A 15,914-nucleotide genomic window follows, 5' to 3' on the forward strand; every position below is an offset into this window, starting at 1 on the left:
GTGCCGACCACCTCGCTGCACACCAACGCGACGCCGAGTGCGGAAGCGCTGAAGCAGGAAATCCGAAACTACACGTTCAACTTCGGTCCCCAGCATCCGTCCGCGCACGGCGTGCTGCGCCTGATCCTGGAAATGGACGGCGAGACCGTGATGCGCGCCGATCCGCATATCGGCCTGCTGCACCGTGGCACCGAGAAGCTTGCCGAGTCGAAGCCGTTCAACCAGTCCATCGGTTATATGGATCGCCTCGACTACGTGTCGATGATGTGCAACGAGCACGCCTACGTGCGCGCGATCGAAACCCTGATGGGAATCGAGGCGCCCGAGCGCGCGCAGTGGATCCGCACGCTGTTCGACGAAGTCACGCGCATCCTCAACCACCTGATGTGGGTGGGCTCGAACGCGCTCGATCTCGGCGCGATGGCGGTGATGCTGTACGCGTTCCGTGAGCGCGAAGAGCTGATGGACGTCTACGAGGCGGTGTCGGGCGCGCGCATGCACGCGACCTATTACCGTCCCGGCGGCGTCTACCGCGACCTGCCGGCGCAGATGCCGCAGTACGCCGAATCGCGCTGGCGCAAGGGCGAGAAGCTCAAGCGTTTCAACAAGTGGCGCGGCGGCTCGATGCTCGATTACCTCGAAGCATTCGCGAAGGATTTCCCAAAGCGCGTCGACGAGTACGAAACTCTGCTCACCGACAACCGCATCTGGAAGCAGCGCACCGTCGGCATCGGCGTGATTCCGCCGGACCTGGCCAAGGCTTGGGGCATGACCGGCCCGATGCTGCGTGGTTCGGGCGTCGAGTGGGATCTGCGCAAGACCCAGCCCTACGCCAAGTACGCCGAAGTCGATTTCGACATCGCGGTGGGCGTCAACGGCGACTGCTACGACCGCTACCTCGTGCGCGTGTTCGAGATGCGCGAGTCGGCGAAGATCATCCAGCAGTGCGTCAACTGGCTGCGGGCGAATCCCGGCCCGGTCATGCTGGACAACTACAAGGTGTCGCCGCCGTCGCGTGAGTCGATGAAGGACGACATGGAAGCGTTGATCCATCACTTCAAGCTGTTCACCGAGGGCTACAGCGTGCCCGCCGGCGAGACCTACAGCGCCGTCGAAGCCCCGAAGGGCGAGTTCGGCTGCTATCTGGTCTCCGACGGTGCGAACAAGCCGTTCCGCGTGCATCTGCGCGCGCCCGGTTTCGCACATCTCTCGTCGATGGACGCCATCACCAGCGGACACATGCTGTCCGACGTGGTGGCGATGATCGGTACCTATGACATCGTGTTCGGAGAAGTCGACCGATGAAGGCGACTGGCAATTTCGAGAACGCCCGCAACGTCGACCCGATGGTCGTGCTCAGCGGCGATACGCGCGCGCACATCGACCACTGGCTGACCAAGTTCCCCGAAGACCGCAAGCGGTCCGCGGTGCTGCAGGGTCTGTTCGCGGCGCAGGAGCAGAACAACGGCTGGCTGACCGACGAGCTGATCGCCGGCGTCGCCAAGTATCTGGGTCTGCCGCCGGTGTGGGCCTACGAGGTCGCGACGTTCTACTCGATGTTCGAAACCGAGAAAGTCGGCCGCAACAACGTCGCGTTCTGCACCAACATCAGCTGCTGGCTCAACGGCGCCGAGGATCTCGTCGCGCACGCCGAGAAGAAGCTGGGCTGCAAGCTGGGTGAATCCACCGCCGACGGTCGCGTCTTCCTCAAGCGTGAGGAAGAGTGCGTCGCTGCGTGCTGCGGCGCGCCGGTCGTGGTCATCAACGGTCATTACCACGAGAAGCTCACACCCGAGACGGTGGACGAGCTGATCGACGGTCTGAAGTAAGGCATCGCGCGGACATGGCACATCACCATCCCAAGTCTTCCGAAGGTTACGGGCCCGTCGGGCCTGCGCCGCAGGAACACCAGGCGGTCTACACCACGCTGCATTTCGACAAGCCGTGGTCCTACGAGAACTACCTCAAGACGGGTGGTTACAGCGCGCTGCGTAAGATTCTCGAAGAGAAGATTCCGCCGGCCGACGTGATCGAGATGGTCAAGCAGTCGGGCCTGCGCGGCCGCGGCGGCGCGGGCTTCCCGACCGGTCTGAAGTGGAGCTTCATGCCCAAGGGCGAGATGCAGAAGTACATCCTCTGCAATTCGGACGAATCCGAGCCGGGCACCGCGAAAGACCGCGACATCCTGCGCTACAACCCGCATTCGGTCATCGAGGGCATGGCGATCGCGTGCTACGCGACCGGCTCGAGCGTGGCCTACAACTACCTGCGCGGCGAGTTCCACCACGAGCCCTTCGAGCATCTGGAAGAAGCCACCGCCGAAGCCTATGCCAACGGCTGGCTGGGCAAGAACCTGCTCGGCTCGGGCATCGACGTCGACATCTACAACGCGCTCGGCGCGGGCGCCTACATCTGCGGCGAAGAAACCGCGCTGATGGAGTCCTTGGAAGGCAAGAAGGGACAGCCGCGCTTCAAGCCGCCGTTCCCGGCCAACTTCGGTCTGTACGGCAAGCCGACCACGATCAACAACACCGAGACCTACGCCTCGGTGCCGGCGATCGTGCGCAACGGCGCGCAGTGGTTCATGGATCTGGGCAAGCCCAACAACGGCGGCTGCAAGATCTTCTCGGTCTCCGGCCACGTGGCCAAGCCGGGCAACCACGAGATCCGCCTGGGCACCTCGTTCGCCGATCTGCTGGCGCTGTGCGGTGGCATGCGCGAAGGCCGCACGATCAAGGGCGTGATTCCGGGTGGTTCGTCGATGCCGGTGCTCCCGGGCGAGACGATGATGGGCCTGACGATGGATTACGACGCGCTGCAGAAGGCCGGTTCCGGCCTCGGCTCGGGCGCGGTGATCGTCATGGACGACACGACCTGCATGGTGCGCGCATGCCGACGCATCGCGCGCTTCTACTACAAGGAGAGCTGCGGCCAGTGCACGCCGTGCCGCGAAGGCACTGGCTGGATGTACCGCATGCTGTGCCGCATCGCCGACCACACGGCGACGGTCGAAGACCTGCAGATGCTGCGGGCTGCGGCCGGCCAGATCGAGGGACACACCATCTGCGCGTTCGGTGAAGCGGCCGCATGGCCGGTGCAGGGCTTCCTGCGCCATTTCTGGGACGAATTCGAGTACGCGATTGTCAACAAGCGCTTCCTCGTCGACGACCAGCGCAACGGCACCGTGGTGCCCAAGGCGGTCGCCGCATGAGCGCAGCACGTCTCCAGCTCCCCGGACACGTTCGCGCGTTGCGCGAACGCGTCCAGCCCCTCGACTCGAGGGGCGTTGTCGCCATGACGAAGAGTGTCGCCGCATGAGCGCGCAGCCTGTAAACCCGAACCTGCCGCCCGACCACGTCACCGTCTTCATCGACGGCGTCGAACTGGCCGCGCCCAAGGGCTCGATGATCATCCATGCCGCCGACAAGGCCGGCATTCCGATCCCGCGTTTCTGCTATCACGACAAGCTCGAGATCGCCGCGAACTGCCGCATGTGCCTGGTCGACACCGAAGTCGGCGGCCGCGGTGCGCCCAAGCCGTCGCCGGCCTGCGCCACGCCGGTGATGGACGGCCTGAAGGTCTTCACGCGTAACGAGAAGGCGCTCAAGGCCCAGCGCAACGTGATGGAGTTCCTGCTGATCAACCATCCGCTCGACTGCCCGATCTGCGATCAGGGCGGCGAGTGCGAACTGCAGGATCTGTCGCTCGGCTACGGCCGTTCGGTCAGCCGCTTCGCCGAGCGCAAGCGCGTCGTCGCCGACGAGGACCTCGGTCCGCTGGTCGCGACCGAAATGACGCGCTGCATCCAGTGCACGCGCTGCGTACGCTTCACCGCTGAGATCGCCGGCACCTACGAGCTGGGCGGCATGCAGCGCGGCGAGAACCTGCAGATCGGCACCTACGACGGCAAGCCGCTGACGACCGAACTGTCGGGCAACGTCATCGACGTGTGCCCGGTCGGCGCGCTGACCAACAAGGTGTTCCGTTTCCGTGCGCGTCCGTGGGAACTGATCGCGCGTGAATCGCTCGGCGGTCACGACGCGCTGGGCAGCAACCTGTTCCATCACCTGCGCCGCGGCGACGTGATGCGCACGGTGCCGCGCGACAACGAAGCGGTCAACGAGTGCTGGATTTCCGATCGCGACCGTTACTCGCACCAGGGCCTGACGGCCGATGACCGCGCGGTGCATCCGCTGGTCAAGGATGGCGGGCAGTGGCGCGAGGCCTCGTGGGACGAGGCGCTCGACCGCGCGATGACGATCCTGCGCGACAACGCGGCCGACGAACTCGGCGTGCTGGTGCATCCGTCGACCTCGAACGAGGAGGGCGCGCTGCTGGCACGTCTGGCCGAGGCCCTGGGCACCGGCAACCTCGATCACCGCATCGCCCAGCGCGACCTGTCCGATGGCGCCATCGCGGAAGCATTCGCGATGCCGGTCGCCGAACTCGAGCAGGCCGATGTCGTGCTGCTGGTCGGCAGCAACCTGCGCCACGAAGTGCCGCTGCTGCATCACCGCGTGCGTCAGGCGTGGAAGCGCGGCGCCAAGGTGTACGTGGTCAATCCGGTCGATTTCGAATTCACTTTCGACATCGAAGACAAGGCCATCGTGGCGCCGTCGAAGATCGCCGAAACGCTGCAGGTCGCCGAGCTCGGCGACGCGCTGCGCGGCGCGAAGCACGCGGCGATCATCGTCGGTGCGCAGGCGGAAGCCAGCGCGCACGCGGCCGATATCCGCAAGGCGGCGGCTGCACTCGCCGCGGACACCGGCGCGTCGCTGTGCCGCATTCCGCACGGCGCCAATGCGCTGGGTCTGTCGCGTCACGGCGTGCTGCCGACCTCGCGCGATGCGAACGCGATGCTGGCCGAGCGCCGCGGCGCGTACGTGATCTACGGCATCGAGCCGGGTCTGGACTTCGCCGACCAGGCGCAGGCGTTGCAGGCACTGGGCGCGGCGCAGGTCGTGGCCTTCAGCCACTTCGCCTGCCAGTCCACGCGCAGCGTCGCCGACGTGATCCTGCCGATCGGCGCGCTCGCCGAAATCGACGCAACGCTGACCAATCTCGAAGGCCGCGACCAGCAGGCCACCGCCGCCGGCAAGCTGCCCGGCGACGCGCGTTCCGGCTGGCGTGTGCTGCGTGCCCTTGGTGGCGCGCTCGAGGCTCCGGGCTTCGAGTTCACCGATCTCGCCGGTCTGCGTGCGGGGCTGCAGGGCAGGGCGGTGTCGGTTGCCGCATCCGCGGCGCCGGTCGTCGATGGTGATGGCTTCGAGCTGGCCGTCAGCCAGGCGATCTATCGCGTCGACGGTCTGACCCGTCGCGCTGCCGCGCTGCAGTCGCATCCGCTGACCTTGGGTCCGCGCATCGTGCTGCATCCCGACGACGCGGCCGCGAGCCAGGTCGCCGACGGCGGCATGGCCAAGGTTTCGAATGCGGTCGGCACCGCGACGCTGCAGGTGGCGATCGACGATCGCGTCGCACCGGGCGCGGCGTGGGTGGAATCGGGCTACGGCGCCACGGCGGCGCTGTCGGTCGGCAAGGTCAAGGTGGTGGCGGCATGAGTGCGACTCAAACCGGCGTGACCAACACCGCATCGCTGCTGGGCGATCTGTCGGCGCCGCTGTACGACTGGCTGATGTCGCTGGGCGCGATCGGCCTGATCCTGTGGATCGTGCTCAAGATCCTGCTGATCGCGATGCCGGTGATCATCTGCGTCGCGTTCTACGTGGTCTGGGAGCGCAAGCTGCTGGGCTGGATGCATCAGCGCCACGGTCCGATGTACGTGGGCATGGGCATCTTCCAGGCCTTCGCCGACGTCTTCAAACTGCTGTTCAAGGAAGTCATCCAGCCGACCAACGCGCAGCGCGTACTGTTCGTGCTGGCGCCGCTGATCACGCTGGCACCTGCATTCGCGGCCTGGGCCGTGGTGCCGTTCGACGCGCAGCTTGTGCTGTCGAACGCCAATGCCGGTCTGCTGTATCTGCTGGCGATGACCTCGCTGGGCATCTACGGCATCATCCTCGCCGGCTGGGCATCGAACTCGAAGTACGCGTTCCTCGGTGCGATGCGCGCCTCGGCGCAGATGATCAGCTACGAGATCGCGATGGGCTTCGCGCTCGTCGGCGTGATGGTCGGCGCAGGCAGCTTGAACCTGTCCGAGATCGTCATGGCGCAAGCCGGCGGCAAGGGCCTGTTCGACTGGTTCTGGCTGCCGATGCTGCCGCTGTTCGTCATCTACTTCATCTCCGGCGTGGCCGAGACCAATCGCGCACCGTTCGACGTCGTCGAAGGCGAATCAGAAATCGTCGCCGGTCACATGGTCGAATATTCGGGGTCGGCGTTCGCGCTGTTCTTCCTCGCCGAATACGCGAACATGATCCTGATCAGCTTCCTGGTCGCGATCTTCTTCCTCGGCGGCTGGCTGTCGCCGTTCCAGGGCTGGGGCATTCCGCTGCTGTCGGTCGACGGCTGGTGGTGGCTGTTCGCGAAGGTGTTCTTCTTCGCCAGCTGCTTCATCTGGTTCCGCGCCTCGTTCCCGCGCTACCGCTATGACCAGATCATGCGGCTGGGCTGGAAGGTCTTCATTCCGATCAGCATCGGCTGGATCGTGGTCACCGCGCTGATGGCGTACTTCGGAATCTTCGAGGCAGGGCAGTAATGGCCAAGTTCGTTGCATGGTTCAGGGGCCTGTTGCTGCTCGAGTTGCTCGGCGGCATGGCACTGACCTTCCGGTATCTGTTCCGGGACAAGTACACGCTGATGTACCCGATGGAAAAGACCCCGCAGTCGCCGCGCTTCCGCGGCCTGCATGCGCTGCGCCGGTATCCCAACGGTGAAGAGCGCTGCATCGCGTGCAAGCTGTGCGAGGCCGTGTGCCCCGCGCTGGCGATCACGATCGATTCCGAACAGCGCGAGGACGGCAGCCGCCGCACCACGCGGTACGACATCGATCTGTTCAAGTGCATCTACTGCGGTTTCTGCGAGGAATCGTGCCCGGTGGACTCGATCGTCGAGACCCATCTGCACGAGTACCACTTCGAGAACCGCGGCGAGAACATCGTGACCAAGCCGCAGCTGCTGGCGATCGGCGACCGTCTCGAGAGCGAGATCGCAGAACGTCGCGCCGCCGACTCCGCGTACAGGTAAGTCATGAATTTCGACCTGATTGCATTCCTCGTCTTCGCCGCGATCACCGTGATGTCCGCGGTGGCGGTGATCAGTGCCCGCAACCCGGTGCACGCGGCGCTGTTCCTGGTGCTGACGTTCTTCTCCACCGCCTGCACCTGGCTGCTGGTCGGTGCCGAGTTCCTCGGCCTCGCGCTGGTGCTGGTCTACGTCGGCGCGGTGATGGTGCTGTTCCTGTTCGTGGTGATGATGCTCGACGTGGACGTTGCGCCGATGCGCGAAGGTTACGTTCGCTATCTGCCGGTCGGCCTGATCGTTGCGGTGGTGATGCTGGTCGAGATCGTCACCCTGATCGGCGTGCGCGCGAAGATGGCGCCATTCGCCGCCGATGCGGTCGACGAGGCGGGCGTATCGAACACGGTGTGGATCGCACGCCGCTTGTTCACCGACTTCCTGCTGCCGTTCGAAGTCGCCGCGGTCATCCTGACCGTCGCGGTCATCGCCGCGGTGATGCTCACCCTGCGCCGCCGTCCCGGTACCAAGCACCAGAATCCGGGTGAGCAGGCCCGCGTGCGGGCGTCTGACCGCATGCGCGTGGTCAAGATGGACGCGGTGCGTCCGGTCGTCGAGCCCACACCGGGTGAAGGCGAGGGAGAAGCGAAATGACCGAGCTGTTCGGCACCGGCCTCGCGCTGGGCCATTACCTCTCGCTGGGCGCGGTGCTGTTCTGCATCTCCGTCGCGGGCATCTTCCTCAACCGGAAGAACGTGATCATCCTGCTGATGTCGATCGAGCTGATGCTGCTCGCGGTCAACATCAACTTCATCGCGTTCTCGCGCGAGTTCGGCGACGCCGCCGGGCAGATCTTCGTGTTCTTCATTCTCACCGTGGCCGCGGCCGAGGCCGCGATCGGTCTCGCGATCCTGGTCACGCTGTTCCGCAACCGGCGCACGATCAATGTCGCCGAACTCGACACGTTGAAGGGCTGATCCGGGCATGGAGAACGCTGTTTCCGAGATCATGATTTCCCAGACCACGCTGATCGCGATCGTTCTGGCGCCGCTGCTGGGCTCGATCATCGCCGGCCTGTTCGGCCGCCAGGTCGGCCGCGCCGGTGCGCACACGGTCACCATTGCGGGTGTCGCGATCAGCTGCGCGCTGTCGATCTACACGCTGTGGCAGCTGATGCAGGGCGCGCCGACCTTCAACGAGAACGTCTACACGTTCTTCGAGGTCGGCAACTATTCGGCGCACGTCGGCTTCCTGATCGACAACCTCACCGCGATGATGATGGTCGTGGTGACCTTCGTGTCGCTGCTGGTGCACGTCTACACCATCGGCTACATGTCCGAGGATCCGGGCTACCAGCGCTTCTTCAGCTACATCTCGCTGTTCACCTTCTCGATGCTGATGCTGGTGATGGGCAACAACTTCCTGCAGCTGTTCTTTGGCTGGGAAGCGGTGGGCCTGGTGTCGTACCTGCTGATCGGTTTCTGGTTCAAGAAGCCCACCGCGGTGTTCGCCAACATGAAGGCGTTCCTGGTCAACCGCGTCGGCGACTTCGGCTTCCTGCTCGGTATCGCCGGCGTGCTGTACTGGTTCGGCAGCCTCGATTACGCAACGGTCTTCGCTGCGGCTGACACCACCATTGGTGGCGGCCAGACGATCGAAGTGATCACCGGCTTTGAGTGGTCGGTCGCGACGCTGGTTTGCATCTGTCTGTTCATCGGTGCGATGGGCAAGTCGGCCCAGGTGCCGTTGCACGTGTGGCTGCCCGACTCGATGGAAGGCCCGACCCCGATCTCGGCACTGATCCATGCCGCGACGATGGTCACCGCCGGCATCTTCATGGTGGCGCGCATGTCGCCGCTGTTCGAACTGTCGGAAACCGCGCTGCAGTTCATCCTCTTCATCGGTGCGACCACGGCGTTCTTCACCGGCCTGATCGGCATCGTGCAGAACGACATCAAGCGCGTCGTCGCGTACTCGACGCTGTCGCAGCTGGGCTATATGACCGTCGCGCTCGGCGTGTCGGCGTACTCGGCCGCGGTGTTCCATCTGATGACGCATGCGTTCTTCAAGGCGCTGCTGTTCCTGGCCGCAGGCTCGGTGATCATCGGCATGCACCACGAGCAGGACATGCGCAAGATGGGCGGCCTGCGCAAGTACATGCCGATCACGTTCTGGACCAGCGTCATCGGCACGCTGGCCCTGGTGGGCACGCCGTTCTTCAGCGGCTTCTATTCCAAGGACACGATCATCGAGGCGGCCAAGCACGCCAGCGACGGTGGCGGCTGGGTATTCCAGTACGCGTACTGGTCGGTGCTGCTGGGCGCGTTCGTGACCTCGTTCTACAGCTTCCGTCTGCTGTACATGACGTATTTCGGCAAGGAGCGTTTCCGCGACGCGCATGCGTCCGACGCCCACGCCACGCATGACGCGCACGGCCACGACGCCCACCACGCGCCGTTGGACGACGATGGCCACGGTCACGCGGTTGCCGCGACGGGTCACGACGACCATGCGGACGACGACCATGGCCATCACGGTCCGCACGAGCCGCACGAATCCCCGTGGGTCGTGACGCTGCCGCTGATCCTGCTGGCGATCCCGTCGATCCTGATCGGTTACTTCACCGCGGGTCCGATGCTGTTCGGCACCGACTGGACCGGCCATCACGAAGTGCGCGGCTTCTTCGACGGCGTGATCCACGTGCTGGCGTCCAACGACGTGCTGACCGCGCTGAAGGAAGAGTTGTGGCATGGCCCGGCGGCGTTCGCGCTGCACGGCTTCATGGCGCCGGCGTTCTGGCTGGTCGTCGCCGGCTTCGTGCTGGCGACCGTCATGTACTGGTGGAAGCCCGAGCTGGCGGCGAAGGCCGCGCACGTGTTCCGCCTGCCCATCCGCGTGCTCGAGAACAAGTACGGCATGGACGACCTGTGGATCGGCGGTTTCGCCGGCGGCGGTGTCGGCCTGGGCAAGCTGTCGCGGGTGTTCGATACCAAGGTGATCGACGGTGTCTTCGTCAACGGTCCGGCGCGCGTCGTCGGTCTGGTCTCGGGCGTTGTCCGCCGGCTGCAGTCCGGTGCTCTCTACCACTACGCTTTCGCGATGATCGTGGGCCTGATCGTGCTTCTGGCCATCCTCATCAAGTACTGGCGCTGACGGAATACGATACGTGTCGAACTGGCCTCTTCTCAGTCTCCTGATCTGGCTGCCGATCCTCGGCGGTGCGTGCGTGCTCGCTCTGGGCGAACGCCGCCCCGACGCGGCGCGCTGGGTATCGCTGGCGTTCGCGCTGCTCGTCTTCGTCCTCAGCATTCCGCTGTTCACCGGCTTCGACTACGGCAACGCCGGTCTGCAGTTCCTCGAGCGGCGCGAGTGGATTCCGTCGCTCGACATCGAGTACCACCTCGGCGCCGACGGCATCTCGATTGCGCTGATCATCCTGACCACGCTGACCACCGCGCTCGTGCTGATCGGTGCCTGGGGTTCGGTGACCAAGCGCGTGTCGCAGTACTTCGCGTCGATGCTGATCCTCGAAGGCATGATGGTCGGCGTGTTCTCGGCCGTGGACGCGATGCTGTTCTACGTGTTCTTCGAAGCCATGCTGATCCCGATGTTCATCATCATCGGTGTCTGGGGTGGCGCGAACCGCGTCTATGCGTCGGTGAAGTTCTTCCTGTACACGTTCCTCGGCTCGGTCTTCATGCTGGTCGCGCTGATCTACCTGTACATCCAGGCCGGTAGCTGGCAGTTGCCTGATCTGTACGCACTGCGCCTGTCGTCGACGGAGCAGATGTGGATCTTCTTCGCGTTCCTCGCCGCGTTCGCGGTGAAGGTGCCGATGTTCCCGGTGCATACCTGGTTGCCGGATGCACACGTCGAGGCGCCGACCGGCGGCTCGGTGATCCTGGCGGCGATCATGTTGAAGATCGGCGGCTACGGCTTCCTGCGCTTCAACCTGCCGATCACGCCGGATGCGGGTCACGAATGGGCCTGGCTGGTCATCGGCCTGTCGCTGATCGCGATCGTCTACGTGGGTCTGGTGGCGCTGGTCCAGCAGGACATGAAGAAGCTGGTCGCGTATTCGTCCGTGTCGCACATGGGCTTCGTGACGCTGGGTGTGTTCATCGCGTTCGCGCTGATGCGCGACGTGCCCGACGGCTCCGATGCGGCGCGGTTGGGTCTGCAGGGCGCGATGGTGCAGATGGTCTCGCACGGCTTCATCTCCGGCGCGATGTTCTCCTGCATCGGCATCCTCTACGACCGCATGCACACCCGGAACATCAAGGATTACGGCGGCGTCGCCAACGTGATGCCGTGGTTCGCCGCGTTCTACGTGCTGTTCGCGATGGCCAACTCCGGCTTGCCGGGCACCTCGGGTTTCGTCGGCGAGTTCATGGTCATCCTGGCCGCGTTCCAGAGCCATCCGCTGATCGCGTTCTTCGCGGCGATGACGCTGATCATCGGCGCGGCCTACACCCTGTGGCTGGTGAAGCGCGTGCTCTACGGCGAAGTGTCGAATGCGCACGTCGCGGCGCTCAAGGACATCAACGCCCGCGAAGCACTGGTGCTCGGCGTGTTCGCCGCCGGCACGCTGCTGATCGGCGTGTATCCCAAGCCGCTGACCGATCTGATGGAGCCGTCCATCGCGCAACTGGCGAACCTGATCGCCGCAAGCAAGCTTTAAGGACACCGTTGCGATGATTTCTGCCCCGATGACGCCTCCCATCCGCACGCTGGCCGAGCTGGGCCCGATCGTGCCCGAGCTCGTGATCGTGCTGGGTGCGTTCGCCCTGCTGATGCTCGACCTGTTCATCGACCCGCGCCGCCGGATCATCACCCACGTGTTGGCCGTCGCGACGATGCTTGCCGCCGCGGCGCTGATCGTGTTCGGCGTCGGTGGTCACGGCAGCATCCTCGCCGACATGTTCGTGCGCGATGGCGGCGCCGATGTGCTCAAGGTTGCCGGTCTCGTGGTCGGCGCCGTGGCGCTGGGCTACGCCTGGACCTGGTTGCGCGAGCGCGACCTGTATCAGGGCGAGATCCCGGTGCTGTTCCTGTTCACGACTGCCGGCATGATGCTGCTGGTGTCGGCGAACAACCTGACGATGGTCTATGTCGGTCTGGAACTGCTGGCGCTGTGTTCCTACGCGCTGGTCGCCTGCGACCGCGACAGCAAGCTCGCGTCCGAAGCGGCGATGAAGTACTTCGTCCTCGGCGCGCTGGCGTCGGGCATGTTGCTGTTCGGCATGTCGCTGATCTACGGCGCCACCGGCACGCTGTCGCTGCCTGCGATCAACGATGCGATCGGCGGTCTGTCGGGCGACGGCCGCGTGCTGATGCTGACCGGCATGGTGTTCCTGATCGTCGGCATCGCGTTCAAGTTCGGCGCCGCGCCGTTCCACATGTGGCTGCCGGACACCTACCACGGTGCGCCGACGCCGATCGTCGCCTTCATCAGCTCGGTGCCGAAGATCGCCGCGTTCGGCATGGCTTGGCGCCTGCTGGAAACCGCGCTCGGCCCGCTGCACGACCAGGCGCAGATCCTGCTGTCGATCCTCGCCGCGTTGTCGCTGGTGGTCGGCAACCTGTTCGCGCTGGCGCAGACAAACCTCAAGCGCATGCTCGCGTACTCGACGATCTCGCACGTCGGCTTCCTGTTCCTCGGCCTCGCCGGTGGCGGGGAGGTGGGCTACGCCTCGGCGATGTTCTACGTCGTCAGCTACGCCGTGATGTCGGCGGCCGCATTCGGCGCGATCGTCATGCTGTCGCGCAACGGTTTCGAAGCCGACCGCATCGATGACTACAAGGGCCTGAACCAGCGCAGCCCGTGGATGGCCGGCCTCGTGCTGTGCATCATGGCGTCGCTCGCCGGTGTGCCGCCGTTCCTCGGCTTCTGGGCCAAGCTCGCCGTGCTGCAGGGCGCCCTGCAGGGTGATCTGCTGTGGCTGGCGATCGTCGGCATCGTGTTCGCGGTCATCGGCGCGTTCTACTACCTGCGCGTGATCAAGGTCATGTACTTCGACGCACCCGAGGCAGCGCCGATGGCGCAGCGCCCCGGCACGCCGATGCGCGTGGTGTTCGCACTCAATGTGCTGGTGCTGCTGGTCGTCGTTCCGTTCTTCAGTCCGCTGATGGCGTGGTGCCAGCAGGCATTCGCCGCCTGAGTCTGTTAGGATGCGCGCCCGGTCGTTGCGAACGCAGCGATCGGGGGGAAGTTCGAGGGACGCGGAATCGTTCGAAACTTCTTGCAATATCGAAGAGAAATCTTCATAATTCCGCTTCTGATGCGGGGTGGAGCAGTCTGGCAGCTCGTCGGGCTCATAACCCGAAGGTCGCAGGTTCAAATCCTGCCCCCGCTACCACATTCAACGCAGTAAAGAAGGCGCACCTCCGGGTGCATCCGACGCGAAGAATCTGGGCTTTGCCGAAGCAACTGCTTCGCTTCGGCGCCGACATCCAGTGGTATCGGACAAGGGGCCCATCGGGCCCTTTGTCGTTTTCCGCGATCGGAAAACCGCAGGCGCCCGGGGCAACGCGGTGCGCTTCACGACAGCGACGATCGTGCGATACCGGATACGCAACGGACGAGGGATCAGTGGCGGACAAAGCGACACAACTGACGCAATTGCTGGCACCGACGGTCGAGGCCCTCGGGCTCGAACTGCTGGGCATCGAATACCTGACGGCGCCGGGTGGCGCGCTCGTGCGCATCTACATCGATGTGCCGGCGAGCGCCGAAGTCGGCCAGGCCGATCCGGAAGGAGAGGGCGGCCAGGGCGTGACGATCGAACACTGCGAGGCGGTCAGCCGCGAAGTGTCGGCGCAGCTCGACGTCGAGGACCCGATCACCGGCAACTACACTCTCGAGGTGTCGTCGCCCGGTATTGACCGTCCGCTGTTCAACGTCGCGCAGTTCGCGCAGTTCCAGGGCGAGACCGCGAAGGTCGGCCTGAAGCTGCCGCAGGATGGGCGCCGCCGCCTGACCGGTCGCATCACTTCGGTCGAAGGCGACACCGTGACGTTCGATGTCGACGGCAACGCGTTCACCGTGCAGGCCGACAACATCGAGAAGGCCCGCGTGGTGCCCGACTGGGCCGCGCTGGGCCTCGCCGCGTCGAAGGACAAGAAGGACAACGGCCGCGCCACCGGCGCGACCCGCAAGGCCAACCACACACCACGTGACAACAAGCGGTCGGCGGATCCGTCGACCGGTGCGGAGTGAATGAAAAGATGAGCAAGGAACTGTTGCTGGTCGTCGACGCGGTCGCGAGCGAGAAGGGCGTCCCGGAATCCGTGATTCTCGAGGCCATCGAAGCCGCGCTGGCGACTGCCGCCAAGAAGCGCTACATGGACCAGGACGTGCTGACGCGCGTCGCGATCGATTCGAAGGACGGAAGCTACGAGACGTTCCGCCGCTGGGAAGTGGTGGCCGATGACATCGTCATGGAGTCGCCGGACCGCCAGCTGCGCCTGATGGACGCGATCGACGAAGCCGAAGGCGTCGAGGTCGGCGACTACATCGAAGAACAGATCGAGAACGTCGACTTCGGTCGCATCGCCGCCCAGGCCGCCAAGCAGGTCATCGTGCAGCGCGTGCGCGAAGCCGAGCGCCAGCAGGTCGTCGATGCGTGGAAGGATCGCGTGGGCGAGCTGGTCACCGGCGTGGTCAAGCGCGTCGAGCGCGGCAACGTCTACGTCGATCTCGGCGGCAACGCCGAAGCGCTGATCCCCAAGGACAAGGCGATCCCGCGCGACGTCGTGCGCGCCGGCGACCGCGTGCGCGGTTTCCTGTTCGATGTGCGCAGCGAGCCCCGCGGCCCGCAGCTGTTCATCAGTCGCGCCGCGCCGGAATTCATGATGGAGCTGTTCAAGCTCGAAGTGCCGGAAGTCGGCCAGGGCCTGGTCGAGATCAAGGCCTGTGCACGTGATCCGGGCGACCGCGCCAAGATCGCCGTGCTGGCCTACGACACCCGCACCGATCCCATCGGCGCCTGCATCGGCATGCGCGGTTCGCGCGTGCAGGCGGTGTCGAACGAATTGAACGGTGAGCGCGTCGACATCGTGCTGTGGTCGGACAACCCGGCGCAGTTCGTCATCAACGCGATGGCCCCGGCCGAAGTGCAGTCGATCGTCGTCGACGAAGACAAGCACTCGATGGACCTGGCGGTCGCCGAAGACAAGCTCGCCCAGGCGATCGGCAAGGGCGGCCAGAACGTGCGCCTCGCCAGCCGTCTGTCGGGCTGGCAGCTCAATGTGATGACCCAGGACCAGGTCACCGCGAAGTCGGATGCCGAGCAGGCATCGGCGCGCGCCCTGTTCCAGGAGAAGCTGGAAGTCGACGAGGAAATCGCCGGCATCCTGGTCGCCGAGGGCTTCAGCACGGTCGAGGAAATCGCTTACGTGCCGGTCGGCGAGCTGCTGGCGGTCGAAGGCTTCGACGAGGACATCGTCGAGGAACTGCGCGGCCGTGCTCGCGACTCGCTGCTCAACGACGCGCTCGCGGTCGAAGAGGGCGTCGACGAGAACGCGCCGGCGGACGATCTGCTCGCGCTCGAGGGCATGGACGAGGCGACGGCGTACGCGCTGGCCGCCAACGGCATCCGCACCAGTGAAGACCTGTCGGACCTGGGCGCGGACGAAGTGGTCGAGTTCGGCATCGAGGACCTCGACGAGGCCCGCGCCGCCGCGCTGATCCTCGCCGCCCGTGCCGAAGAGATCGCGCGCCTGGAAAGGGAAGGCTGACGGGTCGCGCCGGGCCGGTGCCCTGCACCGGCTCAGAACGC

13 protein-coding genes and 1 tRNA gene are annotated in these 15,914 nt (G+C 65.2%); all 14 read left to right on the plus strand.

Going from position 1 to position 15,914, the window contains the following annotated elements; all coding sequences use genetic code 11:
* The 14 genes from LU699_RS14575 to nusA all read left to right on the plus strand — a co-directional run bounded on the left by LU699_RS14575 (position 1) and on the right by nusA (position 15,873).
* On the plus strand, positions 1-1,305 hold the full coding sequence (locus LU699_RS14575; protein ID WP_232137349.1) for an NADH-quinone oxidoreductase subunit D: 1,305 nt from the start codon (positions 1-3) through the stop codon (positions 1,303-1,305).
* On the plus strand, positions 1,302-1,829 hold the full coding sequence (gene nuoE, locus LU699_RS14580) for an NADH-quinone oxidoreductase subunit NuoE (RefSeq protein WP_232136885.1): 528 nt from the start codon (positions 1,302-1,304) through the stop codon (positions 1,827-1,829). The genes LU699_RS14575 and nuoE overlap by 4 nt, the downstream gene beginning before the upstream one ends.
* A 14-nt stretch (positions 1,830-1,843) precedes the next feature.
* A complete protein-coding gene (nuoF, locus tag LU699_RS14585; RefSeq protein ID WP_232136884.1) occupies positions 1,844-3,211 on the plus strand; it encodes an NADH-quinone oxidoreductase subunit NuoF in 1,368 nt (455 codons plus the stop codon).
* Positions 3,212-3,314: 103 nt separating this feature from the next.
* Positions 3,315-5,558, plus strand: a complete 2,244-nt coding sequence (gene nuoG, locus LU699_RS14590) for an NADH-quinone oxidoreductase subunit NuoG (RefSeq protein WP_232149919.1) — start codon at positions 3,315-3,317, stop codon at positions 5,556-5,558.
* Positions 5,559-5,632: 74 nt separating this feature from the next.
* On the plus strand, positions 5,633-6,655 hold the full coding sequence (gene nuoH, locus LU699_RS14595; protein ID WP_425491117.1) for an NADH-quinone oxidoreductase subunit NuoH: 1,023 nt from the start codon (positions 5,633-5,635) through the stop codon (positions 6,653-6,655).
* On the plus strand, positions 6,655-7,143 hold the full coding sequence (gene nuoI, locus LU699_RS14600; protein ID WP_232136880.1) for an NADH-quinone oxidoreductase subunit NuoI: 489 nt from the start codon (positions 6,655-6,657) through the stop codon (positions 7,141-7,143). Before nuoH ends, nuoI begins: the two co-directional genes overlap by 1 nt.
* Before the next feature lie 3 nt (positions 7,144-7,146).
* On the plus strand, positions 7,147-7,788 hold the full coding sequence (locus tag LU699_RS14605; protein WP_232136879.1) for an NADH-quinone oxidoreductase subunit J: 642 nt from the start codon (positions 7,147-7,149) through the stop codon (positions 7,786-7,788).
* Entirely contained in the window at positions 7,785-8,111 is a 327-nt protein-coding gene (gene nuoK / locus LU699_RS14610; protein ID WP_055247260.1) for an NADH-quinone oxidoreductase subunit NuoK, read from the plus strand. Before LU699_RS14605 ends, nuoK begins: the two co-directional genes overlap by 4 nt.
* 31 nt (positions 8,112-8,142) lie before the next feature.
* Entirely contained in the window at positions 8,143-10,287 is a 2,145-nt protein-coding gene (nuoL, locus tag LU699_RS14615) for an NADH-quinone oxidoreductase subunit L (RefSeq protein ID WP_425491219.1), read from the plus strand.
* A 13-nt stretch (positions 10,288-10,300) separates the two neighbouring features.
* Positions 10,301-11,815: an NADH-quinone oxidoreductase subunit M gene (locus tag LU699_RS14620; protein ID WP_232136877.1), complete on the plus strand. Its 1,515-nt coding sequence runs from the start codon at positions 10,301-10,303 to the stop codon at positions 11,813-11,815.
* 16 nt (positions 11,816-11,831) lie between these two features.
* Positions 11,832-13,295: an NADH-quinone oxidoreductase subunit NuoN gene (gene nuoN, locus LU699_RS14625; RefSeq protein WP_425491118.1), complete on the plus strand. Its 1,464-nt coding sequence runs from the start codon at positions 11,832-11,834 to the stop codon at positions 13,293-13,295.
* Between the two features lie 121 nt (positions 13,296-13,416).
* Positions 13,417-13,493: transfer RNA gene (locus LU699_RS14630), tRNA-Met, on the plus strand.
* A 263-nt stretch (positions 13,494-13,756) separates the two neighbouring features.
* Positions 13,757-14,353, plus strand: a complete 597-nt coding sequence (locus LU699_RS14635; RefSeq protein ID WP_232136875.1) for a ribosome maturation factor RimP — start codon at positions 13,757-13,759, stop codon at positions 14,351-14,353.
* Between the two features lie 8 nt (positions 14,354-14,361).
* The gene (nusA, locus tag LU699_RS14640; protein WP_232136873.1) at positions 14,362-15,873 is read left to right on the plus strand and encodes a transcription termination factor NusA; all 1,512 of its coding nucleotides are present in this window, start codon (positions 14,362-14,364) and stop codon (positions 15,871-15,873) included.
* Positions 15,874-15,914: the final 41 nt, after the last annotated feature.

It is taken from the genome of Luteimonas fraxinea (genome assembly GCF_021233355.1).
Classification (GTDB): Bacteria; Pseudomonadota; Gammaproteobacteria; order Xanthomonadales; family Xanthomonadaceae; genus Luteimonas; species Luteimonas fraxinea.